The sequence below is a fragment of the Streptomyces sp. NPDC036815 genome (assembly GCF_055609205.1).
Genome location: NZ_JBVJPW010000002.1, coordinates 119,394 through 138,620, shown reverse-complemented (window position 1 = coordinate 138,620; position 19,227 = coordinate 119,394). Strand labels below are relative to the sequence as shown.

Below are 19,227 nucleotides of genomic sequence, written 5' to 3'. Positions count from 1 at the left end.
GCGCCCCATGCGCACCGCCGCCCTCAGGGCCATCACAGCGCCAGCGCCGGCAGCGGCGCCCTGCACGAACCCAGAGGGCAGCACAAAACTCACGAGTAGAAGTGCAAGGCCGCCAACCAGCCAGCCGAACGTAGCGTCGAGCGTCGAAGATCTCCTGTGCATCCCATCAGTGTAAAAGAACGACAAAAAGACCTGGCTGGAGGCTGGACGAACCCCGAGGAGCCGATGAGCTCCGGGCAAAGTCGGCGCAGTCCGCTGTCGATCTCGCCATCGCCCGCGCGGATCAGTAGCTGGATTTCTGCAAGGCGCTCAGCGCGGCACCAAGCCGATACGCACCCCGTATCCGTCCGGCCCGTCCGGCACTTGGTCCTGCTCGTACGCGATCAGCTCACAGCCAGTGCACCGCACCGTGGTGGTGACGTACGCGAACCGGTCACCATTCTGCTCCTCGTCCCACTCCGCGGCCCGAGTCCCGCACTGATCGCACACCGTCCGCTGATACGCCACGAACGAGAGGGCCTTCGCCCGATCCAGCTCAGTCCACCGGCCGTCACCGGCGCCGAGGAACTGCGAATGCGGGATGCCCCACCGGTCGCACAACTCCAACTCACTCCGGAGCTGTACGTCCGCGATCAGCCTTTTCCCAGCTCCACGGTGCTGGTTCGGACGATCTGCTGCGCCTGCCACGCCGCCGCGAACAGCGCGTTCGACTCGGCAACCGGCCACGAGTCGAGGAGAGCCTGCGCATCCTCCTCGCTCATGCCCTCCACCGTGTGGCCGTTGTCGTCCCGCTCGATGTGCGCAGCGGCGATCAGCGCCGCAGGGAACGTTTCCGGGTTCCAGGCATCTCCATCCTCGGCCTGTGCCTCGGTCGGAGGGAACCTCTTGATCAGCCCGTCCAGGATGGGCCGCGGTAGCGCCTTGAACGTCAGATCCAGCGCGACGCTGTCGAACATCTCCTGCGCGGTCTCGACCTCTGCCTCGGCCTTCGCCGTCGCGTCGCTGTTGTCGTGGCCGTTCTCCGCATCCGCCATGCGACAGCGAGCAAGGTCTCGCAGTGACTCGTCGAGGTACTGCTTGGCGTCCTGGTCGTCACAGATGACAAGCGTGTACTCCGGCAGCTGCCGGGCACGCAGCCTGGCCAGCTTGTGAGCCCAGTGCGTATCTCGGGCAACGGCCTGCGTCGGCGGGACAGGAGCAGTCGTGGTTCCCGTAGCCACCGGCATCACTTCTCGACCTTCGGTGGCACGGCAGCCGGTACAGCGGCGTCCTGCGTCGGCTTCTCCGTGATCGAGAAGTTGACCGTGAACTTGGCGGCCTCGTTGTCCGTCGAGTAGTTCGGCGACCGCGACCCGATCCGCACTGGGAAGACGTCCATGGACCGGGAGCCCGCCACGTCTCCCTTGCGCAGGAAGACGACCCAGCCGGTGTCGTCCTTCTTCAGCAGTTGCTCGATCTCGTCCGACACCTTGTCCTCGTAGAAGCCGAGGGAGGAGTCGTCGGCCTGGTCGGTGCCGGGGATCTTCGACTCGAAGGTGCTGCCGAGGTCGGGGGTTTCGATGGCCTGGTTCGACAGCGTCCAGCCGTCGATCGCCGCGATAGCGTCGGTCAGATCAGTGCCGGCGGTCAGCTCGGCACGAGTGGGAACATGGCCTGCGTCAGAGACGCTCTGGAGCCACAGGACGCGGGTCACTCCGCGCCGGGAAAACTTCTTTACCTGCAAGGTCTGCTGTCCGATTCCGGGACGGCAGCCACACACCATGGGAGGCCCCGTCCCTCGACGCACTGTCGGGGAACCGGCCCACACCACAAGGTGGTTGGGCGTCCGCGCGGGCCTCCGCGGTGAGGATGCAAGGCAGCTCAGAGGGTCAAGAGGACCTCGAACAGCCACACGTAGATCACGATACTGCCGTCAACGGCCAACCCCACCCGCAGCAGCTGGTGGCCGGTAACGCAACACTTCGCCGCGAGCTCCGTTGAACTCGTCATGGCCACCAACGGGATGCCCACGCAGAGCAGCAGCGCGAGCGACAACCTTCAACCAGTGTCCGTCGTGAACGGCTACTGGACAGATACACCGGTCTACCTCGAAGTCGCACGCCAGTGGCGCCAACAAGGCAAGTCCGTTCCGGAGATCCCGGCCGAAGCCAAACCGCCTCACCCCGGCCAACACATCAACCCGTGACCGCCAGTTCGTACCGCTGCACCCCAGTCACCACGCCCCCGTCAGGCCCAGCCTCATCAACGCCTTCGTCGACCAGGAGCTCACGTCCCCACACATCCACCGTCGGCACTTCGATCGTGCACTGCCACGCGCCCTCCGGCGTCCGGCCGAGGAACGCCTGCCGCACCCGGTCAGCGAGCCACTCGGCCTGATCCGTGCGCGCCGCCACGATCGTCACCTGGTAAACGAGATGCGCATCCTCCGACCTGTCCGCCAGCGGCGCCCCGCCGACCGGACCGCCCTGCGGGTAGAGCACCGTGTACGGCAACGATGCGGGCTTTCCCCCGACAAGCGGCAGGCGACCACGCCCACACGGTTTCCCCGTCGCCGCAGCCAGCATTGCCTGTACGGCCTTGGTGACGCGAGACCGATCGATCACAGATCGCCTCCAGCAAAGTAGGCGGCCGCAGGACCTTCGACGCTGAGCACCCCGTAGCGGCACAGGCCGAGCGCATCCCACTCCATCACCCCGGGCGTGGTGAGGATGGACAAGCTGCGCTCCCCGTCCTCATCGAAGACCTCGGCCACCACGACCGCCCGGGCGAGCATGCCCCGCTCGTGTTCCGCGAGCACACCAGCCAGAGCATCCTCAAGATCAGTCGTCATGTCGCTCACAGGGTCCTCGCGATCGCCGCGCCCAACTCCCGTGTGAGGAGCGGCCCGAACGTTCCGACGGCGGGCCCCAGATGCGGGAACGGAGGCTGGTTGTAGTGCCGACCCATGCTGTCGACCCCGACGAACCCGAACTCCAACCGGCGCCCCTGCGGCGCGTTCGTGCCGACCTCAGCAACGATCACCGGCCCTGCCCGCTGTACGTCGGACTGCCACGAGGCCCGGTACCGGCCCGTGATCACCCGAGGGCCAGGACGACCCGAGGCATTGCGCTGCACCTCGACAACCAGAGCCTTCGCGCTATGCCGCATGACCGTCTCCGCCGCAGTCACCGCAGCCTTCCCGCCACGAGTCAGCGCCGCAGCCAGCTGGTCAGGGTGCGTGAACGTGCCGCCACTCACCGCGTCACCGGCTTCCGGTTGTGCTCCTCCAACCACACGGTCCGCAGCACAGGAAAGGACGACACCTCGCCCTGAGAGGTCACCCGGTATGTACGGCCGACGGCCTGCTCGTCGCGCGCCTCGACCACCAGCACGGTGTCGTTCTCCCACACCTCCGGCGCATCCAGAGGCAGCAGCATCCGGTAGCCCGCCCGCACCTCCTCGACCCACGCACCCTCCTGCCCAGCGCCCTTGCCCCGGATGCGCTCCTGATGCGCGTACAAGCCCGCCTTGTCCTCGTACACGATCACAGGCGGAACCGGTATGAGATCGCCGGTCGTTGGATCCAGTTCGTCATCGCCGCTGCTCCGGGTGACCTGCACCCTGTCCGGCATCAAATGGCGTTCCGCGAATCGGCCAAGCGCCGACTGCTCAAGCACTCGCTGCCCACTCCCTCAGATGCGCGAGCATGCCGCGGGTCAGCTCGCCCGGCTTCCCGTCCAGATCGGCACGGGCAAGAACGGCTTCATCGAGCTTCTGTACGTCCACCGCGTCCAGGAAGCCAATCACTACATGCCGAACGTCCGCGGGCTCCACGACGACGTCGGCCATGCCATCGAATTCAAGGCCCTTCCAGCCCTGCGCCACGTACAGCGTGACCTCGGGGCCTTCGTCGACAGTCTGCGTGATCCGGTACGCCTCCACAGACGAGGCGACATCATGCCCGTCGAGTTCGATGGTCGCCGCCTCGCCAGGGGAAGCCGCGATACGAACATGACGGGCGTCAGAGGGCAGGGTGCTCATGCCGACGACCCTAGGTGCGCGGAGAACACGGCCCTGGGCCCCGAGCTCGGCTGCCGTACCGTGAGTCACGTCCTATCCAAAGCAAGCTGGCTGCTGCTCGGACCATGTTTTGTCCCCACCTCGCCGAGGTGGGGACAAAACATGCTCGCCACGAAGGCGCTGCTCAAGGGTCCCTGCGGGGAGCTTTCCGAATCACCAGCACGCGGGGGAGTCACCCCAGGTACTCCCTCACCAGCAAGGTGATCAAGATACCGAGACTGTCAGTAACCCACTCTGCCCGTTCCGCCTCATCGCGCTTGCGTACTCGGCCTGCTGGCTAGGATCCCGACATGCCGAACAGCGTCGTACCGCACTGGGAAGCCGCCCGCGCCCGCGCCGGTCAACTCCGCGGTCTGGACGGAGCGCAGCGTGACGTACTTGCATTGATCTACGCACTCATCGCGGTAGATGACGGCACCGCGATCGACGACATCTCCCACTGGGCCGTGCGCTATCGGCTGCTCGATACCCAACTGCTGCACCAAGACCTGTCGTCCCTGCTGCCCGGACCGCTCGACCAGGGCGCGACCACCGTCGAGGGCGGGATCGCCGAGCTGTACAGAAGCCGACTTGATGAACTCGTGGATGACCACGGCCAATACACAGGAACACCCGGCCTGGAGGAACTTCTCGTGGCTGACCTCGGAGCTGTCGTCAGCGAACGCCACGGATTCTCAGGCCGAGCTCCGCTGGAAGGACGGATCTGGCGGCGATGGGCCGCTCTCCAGGCCCCGCACGGCGTTCCCTTCGATGACACCCTGACCTCGGACGAGCTAGCGGCCTACGACGCATCAGGCGGCGACCGCGCCCATGTCGCGTCAGGCAAGACCGTCTTCGAGCACAGTGTGCAGGGCCTCACACAAGTCCTTGACAGGCTACTTCTACCTGCCAGCGGAGCCCCGCTCTTGGGCACCAAGGTCCTCGTCACCGGCACCGAACACCGAGGGCGCAGCGGACGGCTGAGCTCCGTCACCTGGACCATCCACGACAGCCAGCACCTGTGCGCCGAACCACCCGCATCGTTCAAGGTCAGCTTCGATGATCGCCGCGACGCTGCGGACCTTGCTCCCGAGGATCTGGAGCCGCAGCCGGACTGGGACCAGTTCTTCGCCGTCGTCTACGCAGGCCAGCCGATGCCCCTCTCCTGGAGTGCCTCCGTGCTGCTGGCCGGCGCGGACCCTGGTAGGACTTGGCAGCAGGACACCATTGCTGCACTCAAGGACGGATGGAAGAGCGCGACCGGGCGGCTCGTCGTCCTCATCCCGCACCAGGCAGACGGCACTCCCACGTCCGATGAGAACTCTGCATGGCTGAACGACGCGTATGCGTGGGCCGACGAGATCGTTCTCAACTCCACCCCGAGCACTGACGTCCCGTCGTCACTGAAGCTGGGAGGAGCCGTAGACGTCGAGGATGCATGCGGCCGTCTCATCCTTCAGGCGATCACACCGCATGAGCCCACGCGTACCTGGGCAGCCCGGAACGCGGTCCCGCTCGTCCACACACCCGCAGAGGCAGCCGCTGCCGTATTGAAGCGCCTCGACCGCGGCATGAACCGTGAGGGCGGCCAGCGCCAAGTGCCACTCCCGGTCGCGCGCAACACCGGCTACCTGTACTGGAGGGACGCCTTGCGTGACGCCGACCGAACCCTCGATGCTGCGACGACTCAGTGGGCTCCCCGCGACCCCGACGACGAGCACGCCCAGTGGTGGGCACTGAATGCTCACATCCGCCACCCCGACCATCACGTCACCGACGAGCTGGTCGTCGGCCGGACCAACACGCTCAGCCTCATCATCTGCCGGCGACGCCAAGTCTGGTCCGACAGCGAAGTCGTCCTCCTCCGCAGCCCCAACAGCCTCGACGCCCAACCCAAAACCACCGCGCCTACGCTGTTCCCACTGCAACTGCCGACCGCAGACTGGGACATTGCCTTCCTCCGAGACGAAGGCAAGCGCACGCAGGCGCTACAGAAACTGACTTCAGACCTTGGCCTCACCATTCACAAGGACCAGCTCCGCGGCATGGGTTCCCGTCAGGAGTCGAACTTGCTCGCCACACAGCGCAGCGCCGTCTGCCTGGAGCTGTCAGAGGAAGAACTCGACGGCCTCAAGACCCGACAAGGAGCGCCCGGCGAGACGGCTCTGCTCAAGGCGATGGAGACCCACAGGGTGGCTGACCTCCTGTCCACAAGGGTGCCAGTCCTGTGCGACTGGGCCACCCTCGGTGTGATCACCCGGGCCGTCGTGCCTACACAGCCTCCCGCCAGCGGAGATGTCACCGACCTCCGGCTCTGAAGATCAGCGGCGCTCATACTGCCCCCATCGGATCTGTCAGCGAAGCCGCGGGTTGAGAGCCAGCAGCCGGGCCTTGAACGTCGGATCGGCTGCGTTCTCCCCGAAGGCGCCCGTGGCCACGTCCAGGTAGCCCCAGTTCCCCGTCCTGCCCTCACCGCAGACCATCAGCGTCAGAGTTCGTGCCGGGGCATGAATGTGAGTGACCTCGTGGAAGACGTCCAGCGGCACGTCGTTCTCCCCGCCAGCCGTATGTGACCGCGTCTCCGTATGGACCTTCCCGTCAAGAACCTGGTACCGCTGCTCGGTGTAGCCGCCCATGAGCACATGCGCGCGGAACGCCCACGGATGGTTATGAGGGGCGGGGCTCGCGCCGGTCCTCAGATCCGGCGTCATCCACAGGTTGATCTTGATGGTGCGGTCTTCTCCGCGGTGAACAACGAGCTCTCCCTTGTAACCGGTGCCATCCGGATCTGGTATCAGGAGCCAGCTGTGCTCGTCGGTGAAGGCTTCCCAGGTGAGTTTCTCGTCCGTCGCATGGTGCTCCAGGCCACGAACCGCGTGCTTGTACATCTCCTCATCGACGATCAGGCCGGGAATGATTTCGACGCGTTCCATCTTCTGTCTCCTTCGTTGCTGGGCTGCACAGTGCCAATGCAGGTGTGATGTCGGTGGGTGCAGTTGCGCCTTTCAGCCGCGTGTCATGTGGCCCCTGCGGAAACGGGTGCAACGTCCCTACTCTGTACGGGGAGCAGTGGGATCTCGGCGACTGGTTCCCAAGACATGCGCCAGGCCATCTGGCTGCTTCCGGCCTCTACGTGGTGGTACGCAACGTCGAGAACGTGCACACGAGAGACGGTCCATGGGGCATGGCGCGGCGTGATCTTCCGGAGCGCGCTTTGAAGTGGATCACTGTCGGCGGAGTCGAATGAGTAGCCGAGCGACGCATGCGGCCGACCCGGTTCGTACTGCGCAGATGAGGGGCCGCGGGCGTCCAGCAGGGTCTTGTGCACGTGGGCCTGGAGCTCGTCGAACTCCTCGTTAGGGAACGCGTCGAGCAGAGCCCCGGCTCCGTTGGCGATGGGTGGGCCGCACATGACTGTGAAGGCCGGAGTATCGGCCAGGCGCTGTTCGAGTGCGGACACGAAGTCTTCGGTGTCCTGCGGGCTCATCTGGTCCGACGGCATCGAGGTGTCCATCGCGATCGTGATGTGCAGCAAGTCGTCGGGCTGTGGATCGATCGGGTACGAGCACATCGCGGAACGACAGGCCGCTGCCATCGCCAACAGTTCATGGTCGGTCTCCTCCGGAAGGGCGTACACGTGCCTGGCCCGCATTGCGTGCTGCCACGGCTGGGACTGGAAAGAGGGGGTCCACTTCTTCACCGATGGGTCCCTTCGATGTCGGCGTCGTCTGCGCCAACCCGTCGTAGTCGGATATGAGCGGTCGTCGAAACTGGTGGCTCCGGGGGCTACGGCCTTCGTCGAGGCGTGCTCCGTGCCGACCATGCGCAGGCGGAAGTCCGTGCACGATCTTCATGTCCAGTCGTGGGCCTGGAAGTGATCAGTGCGGTCCAGGTCGAGGGTGACTCCGACTCCGTAGTGGTCGGAGTCTTCGCCGGGATCCACCCGCCAGTAGTCCTCGATCGCAGGCACGAGCGAGTCTGTGACATGGAACTGGTCGACACGCAGAAGACCACCCTTGCCGGTGCACTCCCGCAGGGAGGGATCTTCGAGTTTGTCGGCGAGATGCGCGGCGACATCGGTGAACTCCCCGTCGCGGAAGGTCTCGCCGACGACCCGATTCCCGATCCACGGCTCATCGGGACTCTTCCGGCGGTGGCAGCGCGAGGCGCGGTTGTAAGGCTTAACGAGCCTCCAGTCGATCTCCTCATCACCAAGCGGCACGTGGTTGATATCTCCGCCCACCAACGCGACCCCGCCGTAACGGCGAGCCCTCGCGCACAGCAGCTGTGCTTCCTGAGCGGCGACCTCCGCTGAGTACGGGGTGAGATGTGTACTGACGGCGACCAGTGGCACCGGCAGCTCGCGCTCCAGGCCCAGCGGACGGAACCGTGCCGCGCAGTAGCCGTGGTGCATCTCGGTGACGCTGAGCTTGGTCTCGACGCCGAGCAGTTCCAGATGCGCCGGGTCCCAGGCGACCGCTGTGGGCAGATTGCGGCTGGGCGCGACCTTCAGATGAAGGCCGAGGGCATCCGCTGCGGCCTTGGCCTCGTCGGGCTCGGCGAGGAAGTCGACTTCCTGAAGAAGAGCGATCTGCGGCTTGTTGGCGCGGAGCTTCTCGACGATGCCGTCCCATCTACCGTCCTTGTCGGCTCCGTACCGGACGTTCTGGCTCACCACGGTCAACACGATGGTGCCTCCTTGCGAAGTGATAGGAACGAGATAGTTCACAAGCTGGGGTTCGTTCTGGTAGAAGCCCCGCTGCCCCACGAATCCTCGGTCTACTCCGGGGCCCACGCGCTGCTACTTCGCTTCAGCTCCACTCCTCTTGGCGGTCAATGGATGACTGCTGACGAACCGTGTCGCGGAGGGCCGCTCCAGCAGCAGAGAGAGCGTCGCCATCGCGTAAGACGAGCGCGTGGTGGACGTCCTCGACCGAGGCGAGGAGAGCAGCATCGGAGAGGACAAGCTGCTCGGCGTCATCGAGTTGGCGTCCGTACGCCGTGAGGAAGGATTCGGCCAGGTGCTTGTGTGCGGCCCACAGGGAGGCGCTACGGGCGAAGTCGCAGATAGCAGGGAGGACTTGAGCGCGCTCCACGTTGCTCAGCGACAGGGTCTGGCTCTGGATGTTCCACCGCCAAGAGCCGATTCCGAATGTGCCGTGGCAGAACGCGACCGGTAGCTCATTGCCCCGCTGTTGAAGCCGGGCGGCACTGCGGCGAACGCTCTCGGCTTCCTCCACGCTGAGCCATGTACCGATCCGGTCAAGGAAGTACAGGATGCGTTGGATGTACTGGGCAAGGTGTCGGGCGCTCTGCGCGCGGGCATCGGGAACCTGCTCGACGCTGTCGTGGAGGACGGCGAGCAGGCGGCCGGCTTCTTGGTGGATGCGGGGGAGCAGGTGCAGGGCGGCCTCGTCGTCGACGGGTCTGCCGCGCGGATGCGTGACCAGCAGGGTGCGTATCCGCGGTTCGAAGGCGGTCAGCCGTGGCCCCTGACTGGGGCCGAGGCGGTGGATTGCCGTCCGGTGGGCGTGGACTTCGCTGCGGAAGTCCAGGTGGTTGCGGGTGATGCGTATGTCGATGAGTCCCTGGGGTGCTGAGACGCGCCAGGCCTGTGCCCCGCTGAGCCCCACAGGGAGGGACCAGGGCGTGATGGCTCCGAGGCGGGCTTTGACCCATTCGGAGACCTGGGTTGGGAGGGGGCTTGAGGGTACGGGCGGAGGTTGGCGGGTGCGGGAAGGGGAGTAGGGGCTCATGAGGGAGTGGTCGAGGAAGGGGAGTCGGGCACAGCAGTCCTCAAGGTCGTTTGTGGTTGAGAGAGTTCGAGCTGTGTGGGGTGGGCAGCCCGGGGTGTGATGCCTGCGAGGCGCAAGCCGTGAGGGACGCGCTGGTGAGCTGGCCACGCCCCTCCTCACTTCCCCTGACCGAGATCCGTGAGGGCGGCTTCGAGATCGTCGAGTTCGTCGAGCAGATGACGGATGGCGACCTGACGCTCGGCCCAGTGCCTGCGCAGATCGGCCTCTGCATCAGCGGGAAGCCCGTACTCGGCAGCGGTGGCGCCGTACAGGCTGAACAGCATGTACAGCAGGGCGATGCGCGCGCTGGCGCGGATGTCGGTGAGCGGCAGGTGCGGGTTCTCCACACGGTAGGACTCGATCATGCGCAGGGCGGTCTGGGGCCACGACGCGCTGTTCGCGACGGTGCGCGGGTCGAACGCGGCGCGTCCCAACTCCCATGCGGGCAGACAGGTCTCAGCCTGGAAGTCCAGAACCGCGGTGATCAGATCCTCCTGGGCCAGGAGGTTGGTGCGGGTGAAGTCGGCGTGCCCGGCTTGGGTGACAAGGTGCTCCGGCAGCCCGGCGCGGAGGCGCTGCGTGTGCTTGTGCAGGTCGACTCGGCGCTGCTTGAGTTCACCACGGAGCTGGTCGAGTCGCGGATCGCCTTGCGCGGCGGCACGCTCTAGAACTGCGTCCGTTTCGGCGAGCACTCGGTCGAGCGGTGCTGTACGCCAGTGAGTCTGACGTGTGCGTGCCGGTGCTGGATATGAGGCCAGGGCCAGGTGCATGCGGCCGAGGAGCAGACCAATGTGCTGGGCGCGCGGCACAGTCAGCGGCTCGGTGGCCACCCTGCCGGGCGTCTCGTCAGTCACCGCCCAGCCCGTGCCGTCAACGCAGGTGAGGATCTCTCCGTCCCGGTTGCGCCACACCCGCGGGGTGGGCACACGGGCAGTGCGGCAGAACTCCGACATGGCCCACGCGGCCTGGGCGTGCTCCAGATCAGCGGTGATCCGGTACTGCCGGACGTAGATCCGCCGCGAATCCGCCAAGGTGACACGTCGGTTGATGGTCTCGGTGCCGATCGGTACCGGTTCGGCGGCGGCTAGATCGACGCCGTATCGGTCGGACAGCACCTTGGGGAGAACCTCGTCGCCGCGAGCGGCCTGCTCCACGGTTCACCCCCCGACCGTTCGAAGCCGGCTCTGCTGAGGAGACCCGGCGGTCACGGCGCAGGTGTCGGTCATCGCGGCCAGCAGGCTGCAATACGCGGTGGGGAGGATCTTCACGGTGACGTGCCCCTTTTTTTCTTCACGCTTGAGCTCCGGGGGATCAACTCGACGCCTGTAGTCATCCGAGTGGGGGAGGACGTCAGGTTCCACTCGCAGCTGGATGCCGCCAGCAGGTGTTCACAGCCGCTTCCTTGAACAAGGCAGATCGGGATTGTCGGCCGGGGCGGCGGCGCTGCGCTGCAGCCCTGGCTGCCCGCTGAAGAAGCGGGGTCAGCGCGTCGGCTGTCGAGGTACTCCCGTCGAAGCGGGGAGCGCCGGAGTGCTGTTCTTCGGGTGTGCCGAGTTCAGGAACCATTTCCTGGCCGAGAGGAGCCACCAGGAGCCAGAGAAGACCAACACCACACCGACGGCGACCGGGGCGTAGTTGAACGTCTCCATGGTCACCGGGGCCGCCTGGGGCAGCATGAACAGCACTGCGATCACCACAACCCACAGCACGGCGATGATGCCAACGGGCTTGGACCATCGCCCCAGGTGCCACGGGCCACGCCGGAAGTCATCGCCCTGACGCAGACGCAGGAGCGTCGGGATGACGTAGGCGATGTAGAGGCCGATCGTCGCGATCGACGTGACAGCGGCGTACGCGGTGCTATTGAACAGGTAGGGCAGGCCGAGGACGAAGGCGCCACCAGCGGCGAGCCAGACCGCGTTGGTCGGCGTGCGAGTTCCGGGGTGCAGCTTGTGCCACACCCGGGAGAAGGGCAGGGCTCCATCACGGGAAAAGGCATAGATCATGCGGGAGTTGGCAGTCACGCTGGCCATGCCGCAGAAGAGCTGGGCGCCGATGACGATGAGGAGCATCATCTTGCCGGTACTTTCGCCCAGCGCGTCGAGGAAGATCTGCGCGGGCGGTGCCCCGGTCGCGGAGTCGAGGGCACCGCTGTAGGACTGGATCGCGGTGGTCAGCCCGAAGAGGAGGACGAAGCCCGCGGCCCAAGAGACAAGGATGGAGCGGACGATGCCTTTGGGGCCTTCGACAGAGGCGTTCTTCGTCTCCTCGGTCATGTGGGCGGAGGCGTCGTAGCCGGTGAAGGTGTACTGAGCCATGAGCAGGCCGATGAGCGCGACGTAGACGGCCGATCCCCAGCCGGTGTTGTTGACGAACTCTCCGAAGACGAACGAGGGCGACTGATGCGTGTCCGGGATGGCCAGGAGAGCGCCGACGATCACCACGACGCCGATCAGATGCCACCACACCGACACGGTGTTGAAGAACCCGACGATGCGCACCCTGAACGTATTCACCAGCCCGTGCAGGAGCAGGATGATCCCGAACAGGGTGATGGTGTGGCCCGGGGTGGCGGCATAGCCGAACTCGAGGTTGAGGTAGGCGTTGAGGAAGTTGGCGGCCCCGAAGTCGATGCCCGCGGTGACGGCCACCTGCCCGAGCGTGTTGAACCAGCCGGTGAACCAGGCCCAGGCCGCGGCGGACCTTCGGGGCGCCAGCTTGTGAGCCCAGAAGTAGAGGCCGGCCGACGTCGGATAGGAGGAGCAGACCTCCGCCATGGCCAAGCCGACGAACAACGTCATCAGGCCGACGAACACCCAACCCCACATGATCAGCGCGGGACCGCCGGTGTTCATGCCGAACGCGTACATGGTCAAGCAGCCACTGAGAATGCTGATGATCGTGAAGCTGACCGCGAAGTTCTGTCTGCCGCTCATGCTGCGGTCGAGGGTCTGGGTGATGCCCAGCTCGGCGAGGCGCTCCTCTTCCGACTGCGCGGTGCTCGGAATCTCTAAGGGCATAGGGATGCCTCCTAAGTGGTGGTGATGGTCAACTCGTGGGGCACTGCGATGGGTTGGGCTCGGCTCTTCGGTCTGTGGGTCAGGGCTCGGAGACCTTCATCGCCCAGCCGCGGTGCCGGAGGAACAGCTTCTGGGCGTCACCGCAGTAGCTCCACGGCACATCGGTGGCGTACGGGCCGATGGCATCGAAGATGTCCGCGGCTTCCAGATGTCGGCCCGCGAACGACAGAGCGTGCGCAAGGTAGTTGGCGTCCTCGTGGAAGGCAGCGTGTCGCCGTGCGGGCGCCCGGCAAGACCACCAGTCCTCCCACGCCTGCCAAGTCGACGGATTGTCCGTCCACGGGTGAACCGACAAGCCGTAACGATCGCCGTCCACCTCCATGCGCAGACGGTGCGATTCAGCAAGGGCAACCAACGGAAGCACGTGCAGCGGCAGCCCGCGCGGAGTGTGGGCACACCGTTCCTGCGCCCAATGGAAGACCTCGCCGCCGGTGCCGTGCCAGGAGGGGAAGAGGTAGGTGAGAAGTTCGTGGTGCGCCTCTCGATTCCACGGATCGCACTCCACTACCTGCTTCCACACCTGCTCCAGCGTGGCGCGCCATTCGCGGTCCCGGGGCGGCGAATGGAAGCGCGTCAACGCGAGCATGACAACGTACGGAGAGGGATCGTGCGGTAAGGCGTCAGCTGCGGCATCGCAGGTATCCCACGCCTGCTGCATCGCCTCGTTGCGCCCACGGCCCCGGCCACCGGCCATCGACCTCAGGGCCAGCACGTTGGCCATCAGGGCCAGGGCGTGCGGAGAGCGTGGCTCCGCCTGCGCCCATGTGTCCGCGAACGTTAGGCGCATTCCGGTATGGGCGAGAACCTGCAGACGGAAGATCCGCCTGTCCCAGTCGGAGCCCGTCGTGGCGAGGAGCTCGCGGGCGGCCTCCCACCGGCCCATCGCGGCATCTTCGATCACGTTGCGGAGGGCAGCGTCGTCCCGGGCCGGATGCCGGTCGAGGGCAATTCTGCGGCTACCCATGGCTGCCCCGTCTCGGGCATTCCTCGGAAGCGGCGACTTGCTGGCTCTCGGTGAGAGGAGCCTCCCCTCGTACCTGCAGTCCGTTCGCGCCGTCCGCCGCGATGGATGAGAAGCTTCGGCACGCCAACGGCGCCACAGTGGTGGCCAGGCGCATCGTCCAGCGCATAGGCGTATCTGGCATCGGCATCATCGGAAGTCCTCGGGTCACGTCCAGTAGTCGAAAGGCCGCCGGGGTGCGGGTGAAGGAAGGGGAGTCGGAACTTCACCGCCCCCCGACGGCTGGCCTAGAAGTTGATCTTTGCGATCAGGTCGGCCGCGCCCTGCACGCCCTCCCTGATGTTCGGCGCAGCAGAGCTGCCGGCGAGAAAGAAGCCGAACAAGATGCACACGACGCCATGCGCGGCCTTCAGACCCGACTTCTTCACGAGGAGGAAGACGATCACGCCCAGAAGTACGACGGCGGAGAAGCTAACAACCACGACGGATCTCCGGGCAGCGGCGCTTGCCCCGGTATGACCGGTGCTGCACTGGCGGGCGCCACAGGGCTGCCTGCGGCAAGGGTTGATCCATGCGTACGCGTAAGGCCGAGAACACCTTGGACTCCGGTGGCCGAGATCAGGGACAGCTAAACCAGCAGCGCGAGCAGCATGAAACGCCTGAAAGATCCGATCCCAGATAGTTCGTCGCTACCGTGCACTGCGGGAGACCTCAGAGTGGTGGGAAAACGCGCAGTGTGCACATTGCCCGGGTGATATCACTGGAGTGATTTCGGTTCTACCAGGGGCAGTTGGGCTATCAGGTCCGTGTTCAACCCGGGAGGCAGAAGTGCTTACGCAGTCGCCGCGACGCTGTGAACGTTGCGGCTGTCGGCTAAGCCAGTACAACTCCGGAACAAGATGCTCGGCGTGCCTCCGCTTACGCGACATGTCCCCAGCCACTCCCTCTGTTCCGGAACGCGTGTGGCGAAATGCTGATGTTCAACAAGCCTTGGCAGCATGGGATTTCAGCCAAGTGGCACGGCTAATCCGGCAGCATGGATCCCTGCGCCAAGACGATGTTGCTCAACTAACCGGACTCAGCCAGGCGTTCCTCTCTATGCTCGAAGCAGGGCGCCGACGCCTCACCAATATCGACAAAATCGCCGAGTTCCTCTCCGGCCTCGGGGTACCTCCCGAGATCTCACCTCTGCCGCTTCCTCGCCGGGCTCAGCCACCTGTAAGAACGGACACCGGTGAGACGCTCACAGAGGGACCAGGACACCTGCTCCTGCCCGGCGGCCGCAACCTCGCTCCCACGTTGCTGCCCGCGCTCACCAGATCGGCCGCCTCATTCCGTGGCCACACACTGTGCCTCGAGCCGAACACGGACACCGAGGTGTGGAGCCGGATGCCGCTCCGGGCGCTGCTCGCTACTTCCCACACCGTCGACGGGACACGACGGCACTTCGTCATGGACGCGCGCCAAGGCGACCGGCACCAAGCGGGCGACGTCCTCGCGATCCCCGCGGCCTACGAACTCGACGACCTTACCTACGGAATCCTGTGGGCTGTAGCGGGGTTCGATTCCGCCATTCTTGGCGACGACACGGCTCTCCACGATCTGCTGGCTCCCCCTCCGAAGCCCTCGTTAGCAGACAACGGCACGCTGCCTGCCCGAGACAGCCTCGCCGACGGATCGCAGATGCTCGTCGGCTCCCAGATGTGTGCCGCGTTCATCCTCGAACAGCGCGACGCACTGACCGACGACCCTGTCTTCTGGACCCGCGAACAGCGCGGGGAAGAGGCCGCGACCTGGCTGATCTTCCAGCACAAGCACCGCTACCTCCAGGAGATGGCTCCCAGACGGGCCCACAGCGGGGTCGGGCGTGCCTTTTGCGTCCCCCGTTCCGAGATCGCTGCCTCGCCCGCGTACGAGCGTGTTCTGCTGTTCCTCGCCCTCGCACTCATGGAGTCGTACGGCGTCACGACCTGGCTCACCGACGAGCCAGACCTCCAGCAGACGGACGGATTCGTACTGGTCCCCGGACACCGTGTCGCCATCGCTACTTGGGTGCGTGCAGAGCCCTCGCCCCAGATGGCTCTGGCCGCCGCAGCACCCACGCTTAGGACGTTCACGGATCTTACTGGGCATGCCCAGGCACACACGATCACCGCAGGATCGACACCTGGACAGAGGCTGGCAGCGACTGCGGACTACCTCGGCCTTGACCGCCCATGGCTGACCCGCCGCTGCCGGCAACTCGCAGCCGTGGGCGCCACGGGGCTGGCCAGACCTCGTAGTCGCCACCTCAGCCTCGATGCCCTGGACATCGCCTGCTCCTACGTGGCTGCTGAATTGCAGCCCGAGGCTGGCGGCCACCGCGTGGAGAGCCGATAACCTGCACCGAACGATCACTGTCTAGTGAGATGCACTGATATGCAAGTGGGCAGGTACGGAAGGGAAGTTGGGGCGATGGCCGGAGTGGCAACAACGGTGGCGGTCTACTCACTGGGAGGCACCATCGCCATGACCACCGACCCGACGACCGGGGGTGTCGTACCAGCCCTGTCTGCCCAGGACCTCCTCGCAGCGGTCCCCGGCCTGGACCACCGCGGCATCCATCTGTGTGTGCATGACTTCCGCCGAGTCCCCGGCGCCTCGCTCACCTTCGACGATCTCACCGAACTCAGCGCGGCAATCGACAAGAATCTCGATGGCGGCGACATTGACGGAGTCGTGATCACGCAGGGCACGGACACCATTGAGGAGACCGCGTTCTTCCTTGACCTCCACCACGGCCGCGACCAGCCGGTCATCGTCACCGGTGCCATGCGCAACCCCACCATGGCCGGACCCGACGGAGCTGCCAACCTGTACGCAGCCGTTCTCGCCGCAGCCGAGCCCCAGCTGCGCGGAGCCGGCGCTCTGGTCCTGCTGAACGACGAGATCCACGCGGCCCGGCACGTCCGCAAGGCGCACAGCACCAGCCCCGCAGCCTTCACCTCACCTGGCGCGGGCCCCCTCGGCCGCGTAGCCGAAGACCGTGTACGCCTGACAATGCCCCTGCCACGACGGCACCGCGTGGTACAGCCGCCGAGCCGCGACGCGCGCGTGGGCCTGTACACCGTCAGCCTCGGCGACGACGGCACCCTGCTGCACGCGTGGGACGGCCAGTGCGACGGCCTCGTCGTTGCGGCCTTCGGCGTTGGCCACGTCCCGCAGCCGCTCGTCGAGGCACTGGGTGAACTCGCCTCGCGCATTCCCGTGGTCCTCGCCTCGCGCATCGGCAACGGCCCTGTCCTGACCGGAACGTACAGCTTCCCCGGATCAGAGAAGGACCTTATCGGCCGCGGTCTCATCCCAGCCGACGACCTCGGCCCGTACCAGGCGAGGCTCCTGCTCCATGCGCTGCTGGCCCAGGAAGCCGACCACAGCACAATCACCGATGCGTTCGCGACCTTCGCGGCATGACCTGCCGCTCAACAGCCCGCCTTCAGACTCTAAGGATTCCCGCATGCGCGCCCACGAACTGACGATCGGCCGCACCTTCGGCGTTACCTTCGACCACGGCGAGGACTTCTTCGACACGCTCTCCGTGTTCTGCCGCGAGAACGGGATTCGTCAGGGCTACGTTCCCTCGTTCATCGGGGCCTTCGCTGAAGCTGAAATCGTGGGAGCCTGTGAGAAGTTGGACGACCCGGACGCCCCCGTCTGGGCCAAGACGTACGTCACTAACGTCGAGGCATTCGGCGCTGGCACTCTCGCCCACGATCCGGAGACCGGCGGCATCCTCCCGCATATCCACGTTTCCGCCGGACTCAAGGCACAATCGGCTGACGGCCGTACCAGCCACCTGTTGAACGCCAAGGTCCAGTTCCTCAGCGAGCTCTTCGTGGTCGAGGTCGTCGCGCCGACCATGACCCGGCCGCGCAACCCTGCCCTGTATGACGTGCCCCTGCTTACCTTTGGCGCTGCGAAATGAGCTGCCCGCGCCCCACAGTTACTCGACCGGCGCACCACGCAGTGCCGTCATAGCAGTACGACCTGCTCCGTAAGGATCGAACCCCACGGCGTGCCCGCACTGGGCTCTCGATGTGACGGACGGACCTTCGGCCGACCCGCCTCAGCGAGCACGTCGAGGTAATGCTCAGCTACCTCTAAGCGGTCAGGAAAGCCACGTACGTTCAAGACGTCACTCTCACGGGAGCAAGGAATTGAACGATGCCGAAGAGCCACAGGCGCTCATCCTCTGGGACATCGACCGCACGCTGCTCTACGTCGGCGACATCGACCGCCAGGTGTACCGCGAGACGTTTGCCGAAGTCGTCGGCCGCCCGGCCGAGCACCTGCCGGCCCGTGGCACCGGCGTCACCATGCCCCTCGCGATCCGGTCCCTGCTCCTGGAGAACGGCGTGACGGAGGAGATGGTCCCAGAGCTGTTGCCCCGGATGGTGGGACTGCTGCCCGAGCGGCTCGCAGGTCACACAGGTGATCTTCGGAGCCAAGGGGTCCTCATGCCTGGAGCGGTGACTGCGCTGCAGGCCGTGTGTCGTCACAAGGGCTGGGTGCCGACGGCCGTCACCGGGAACCTCAAGCCGAACGCACTGCTGAAGCTCGCAGCCTTCAACCTCGACAAGTACCTGGACACTGAGGTCGGCGGATACGCCTCCGACGACGTCCATCGACCTGCCCTCGTTGGCATCGCGCAGAAGCGTGCGCAGGCCAAGCACGGCACAGCCTTCACGCGCAACAACACGGTCATCATCGGGGACTCCCTTGAGGACGTCCGCACTGGTCGTGAAGGAGGTGCCAAAGTCATCGGCGTCGCATCTGGCACCACGTCTGCCGACGCCCTCGAAGGCGCTGGCGCCAACGCTGTTGTGCAATCACTTGAGGACATCGACACGGTGACGAATCTAATCGCGATGTTTGCCCTCAAGGCGGACGTCCCTGACCGAAGGAGGAGCCAATGATAGTTCCTTCGCATCGCAGACCCATCGCGAGTTACCACAAGGGCAGTGTGTACGGGCCTCGGTCATGAGGTCGAGCTCTGGAAACGAGCCCGCAGCGTATGCGATCGGGATGCTCATGTTTGGCGGTGGCGCTCTCCTGCTGAGCGAGCTGTTCGGGGTGTGGATCGCGTTCACGGTTGTTGTCGTGATCACCATTGTGATCACTCTGGGGACTACGAAGCGTCGACGCGAGGGCTGTCGTCACGACGAGCAAGCTGCGTGGGAACGCATTCTGAGAGAAGAATGGGGCTATCGCAGGGAGTAGTCCAGGAGTCCACAGATCGGTGCCCATAAATCGCCAGGCTCGGTGCATGCCTGAGACGCGCCCTCGGGCGTGCTGGTGCAAAGCCTGGGGAGAT

At 65.6% G+C, this 19,227-nt stretch carries 22 protein-coding genes; 5 read left to right on the top strand and 17 right to left on the bottom strand.

The window, feature by feature from the left end:
• Nucleotides 1–309 precede the first annotated feature (309 nt).
• The 9 genes from ACZ69I_RS06855 to ACZ69I_RS06815 form a co-directional block, all read right to left on the bottom strand.
• A complete protein-coding gene (locus ACZ69I_RS06855; RefSeq protein WP_470830793.1) occupies nucleotides 310–600 on the bottom strand; it encodes a hypothetical protein in 291 nt (96 codons plus the stop codon).
• Between the two features lie 32 nt (nucleotides 601–632).
• A complete protein-coding gene (locus ACZ69I_RS06850) occupies nucleotides 633–1,220 on the bottom strand; it encodes a hypothetical protein (RefSeq protein WP_470830792.1) in 588 nt (195 codons plus the stop codon).
• Nucleotides 1,221–1,225: 5 nt separating this feature from the next.
• The gene (locus tag ACZ69I_RS06845; protein ID WP_470830791.1) at nucleotides 1,226–1,762 is read right to left on the bottom strand and encodes a phage tail tube protein; all 537 of its coding nucleotides are present in this window, start codon (nucleotides 1,760–1,762) and stop codon (nucleotides 1,226–1,228) included.
• A gap of 98 nt (nucleotides 1,763–1,860) precedes the next feature.
• On the bottom strand, nucleotides 1,861–2,034 hold the full coding sequence (locus ACZ69I_RS06840) for a hypothetical protein (RefSeq protein ID WP_470830790.1): 174 nt from the start codon (nucleotides 2,032–2,034) through the stop codon (nucleotides 1,861–1,863).
• A 140-nt stretch (nucleotides 2,035–2,174) separates the two neighbouring features.
• Nucleotides 2,175–2,603, bottom strand: a complete 429-nt coding sequence (locus tag ACZ69I_RS06835; RefSeq protein ID WP_470830789.1) for a hypothetical protein — start codon at nucleotides 2,601–2,603, stop codon at nucleotides 2,175–2,177.
• The gene (locus tag ACZ69I_RS06830; RefSeq protein WP_470830788.1) at nucleotides 2,600–2,839 is read right to left on the bottom strand and encodes a hypothetical protein; all 240 of its coding nucleotides are present in this window, start codon (nucleotides 2,837–2,839) and stop codon (nucleotides 2,600–2,602) included. Before ACZ69I_RS06830 ends, ACZ69I_RS06835 begins: the two co-directional genes overlap by 4 nt.
• Entirely contained in the window at nucleotides 2,836–3,237 is a 402-nt protein-coding gene (locus ACZ69I_RS06825; RefSeq protein ID WP_470830787.1) for an HK97 gp10 family phage protein, read from the bottom strand. Before ACZ69I_RS06825 ends, ACZ69I_RS06830 begins: the two co-directional genes overlap by 4 nt.
• Nucleotides 3,234–3,656: a DUF6093 family protein gene (locus tag ACZ69I_RS06820; protein ID WP_470830786.1), complete on the bottom strand. Its 423-nt coding sequence runs from the start codon at nucleotides 3,654–3,656 to the stop codon at nucleotides 3,234–3,236. Before ACZ69I_RS06820 ends, ACZ69I_RS06825 begins: the two co-directional genes overlap by 4 nt.
• The gene (locus tag ACZ69I_RS06815) at nucleotides 3,649–4,020 is read right to left on the bottom strand and encodes a hypothetical protein (RefSeq protein ID WP_470830785.1); all 372 of its coding nucleotides are present in this window, start codon (nucleotides 4,018–4,020) and stop codon (nucleotides 3,649–3,651) included. The genes ACZ69I_RS06820 and ACZ69I_RS06815 overlap by 8 nt, the downstream gene beginning before the upstream one ends.
• A 329-nt stretch (nucleotides 4,021–4,349) precedes the next feature.
• On the opposite strand from ACZ69I_RS06815, the gene ACZ69I_RS06810 reads away from it, so the two are divergent.
• Nucleotides 4,350–6,356 carry a hypothetical protein gene (locus ACZ69I_RS06810; RefSeq protein ID WP_470830784.1) on the top strand — a complete coding sequence of 669 codons (2,007 nt, stop codon included), beginning with the start codon at nucleotides 4,350–4,352 and terminating at the stop codon, nucleotides 6,354–6,356.
• Nucleotides 6,357–6,392: 36 nt separating this feature from the next.
• Here ACZ69I_RS06810 and ACZ69I_RS06805 read toward each other — a convergent pair whose 3' ends face one another.
• The 8 genes from ACZ69I_RS06805 to ACZ69I_RS06770 all read right to left on the bottom strand — a co-directional run bounded on the left by ACZ69I_RS06805 (nucleotide 6,393) and on the right by ACZ69I_RS06770 (nucleotide 14,356).
• Complete coding sequence (locus ACZ69I_RS06805) at nucleotides 6,393–6,971, bottom strand: hypothetical protein (RefSeq protein ID WP_470830783.1); 579 nt, start codon at nucleotides 6,969–6,971, stop codon at nucleotides 6,393–6,395.
• 83 nt (nucleotides 6,972–7,054) lie between these two features.
• The gene (locus tag ACZ69I_RS06800; protein ID WP_470830782.1) at nucleotides 7,055–7,738 is read right to left on the bottom strand and encodes a 2'-5' RNA ligase family protein; all 684 of its coding nucleotides are present in this window, start codon (nucleotides 7,736–7,738) and stop codon (nucleotides 7,055–7,057) included.
• Between the two features lie 150 nt (nucleotides 7,739–7,888).
• The gene (locus tag ACZ69I_RS06795; RefSeq protein ID WP_470830781.1) at nucleotides 7,889–8,725 is read right to left on the bottom strand and encodes an endonuclease/exonuclease/phosphatase family protein; all 837 of its coding nucleotides are present in this window, start codon (nucleotides 8,723–8,725) and stop codon (nucleotides 7,889–7,891) included.
• A 124-nt stretch (nucleotides 8,726–8,849) separates the two neighbouring features.
• Nucleotides 8,850–9,671, bottom strand: coding sequence for a hypothetical protein (locus ACZ69I_RS06790; RefSeq protein WP_470830780.1), 822 nt, complete (start codon nucleotides 9,669–9,671; stop codon nucleotides 8,850–8,852).
• Nucleotides 9,672–9,949: 278 nt separating this feature from the next.
• On the bottom strand, nucleotides 9,950–10,987 hold the full coding sequence (locus ACZ69I_RS06785) for a phosphotransferase enzyme family protein (protein WP_470830779.1): 1,038 nt from the start codon (nucleotides 10,985–10,987) through the stop codon (nucleotides 9,950–9,952).
• Between the two features lie 327 nt (nucleotides 10,988–11,314).
• The gene (locus tag ACZ69I_RS06780) at nucleotides 11,315–12,853 is read right to left on the bottom strand and encodes an amino acid permease (protein ID WP_470830778.1); all 1,539 of its coding nucleotides are present in this window, start codon (nucleotides 12,851–12,853) and stop codon (nucleotides 11,315–11,317) included.
• A 79-nt stretch (nucleotides 12,854–12,932) separates the two neighbouring features.
• Entirely contained in the window at nucleotides 12,933–13,814 is an 882-nt protein-coding gene (locus tag ACZ69I_RS06775) for a hypothetical protein (protein ID WP_470830777.1), read from the bottom strand.
• A 347-nt stretch (nucleotides 13,815–14,161) separates the two neighbouring features.
• Nucleotides 14,162–14,356 (bottom strand): hypothetical protein, encoded by a 195-nt coding sequence (locus tag ACZ69I_RS06770; RefSeq protein WP_470830776.1) that lies wholly within the window; start codon nucleotides 14,354–14,356, stop codon nucleotides 14,162–14,164.
• Nucleotides 14,357–14,801: 445 nt separating this feature from the next.
• Here ACZ69I_RS06770 and ACZ69I_RS06765 point away from each other — a divergent pair, with 445 nt between their 5' ends.
• The 4 genes from ACZ69I_RS06765 to ACZ69I_RS06750 all read left to right on the top strand — a co-directional run bounded on the left by ACZ69I_RS06765 (nucleotide 14,802) and on the right by ACZ69I_RS06750 (nucleotide 18,829).
• Nucleotides 14,802–16,253: a helix-turn-helix domain-containing protein gene (locus tag ACZ69I_RS06765; protein ID WP_470830775.1), complete on the top strand. Its 1,452-nt coding sequence runs from the start codon at nucleotides 14,802–14,804 to the stop codon at nucleotides 16,251–16,253.
• A 39-nt stretch (nucleotides 16,254–16,292) separates the two neighbouring features.
• Nucleotides 16,293–17,327 (top strand): asparaginase, encoded by a 1,035-nt coding sequence (locus tag ACZ69I_RS06760; RefSeq protein ID WP_470830774.1) that lies wholly within the window; start codon nucleotides 16,293–16,295, stop codon nucleotides 17,325–17,327.
• 43 nt (nucleotides 17,328–17,370) lie between these two features.
• On the top strand, nucleotides 17,371–17,838 hold the full coding sequence (locus tag ACZ69I_RS06755) for a PPC domain-containing DNA-binding protein (RefSeq protein WP_470830773.1): 468 nt from the start codon (nucleotides 17,371–17,373) through the stop codon (nucleotides 17,836–17,838).
• Nucleotides 17,839–18,070: 232 nt separating this feature from the next.
• Complete coding sequence (locus tag ACZ69I_RS06750) at nucleotides 18,071–18,829, top strand: haloacid dehalogenase-like hydrolase (protein WP_470830772.1); 759 nt, start codon at nucleotides 18,071–18,073, stop codon at nucleotides 18,827–18,829.
• The last annotated feature ends 398 nt before the right edge of the window (nucleotides 18,830–19,227 follow it).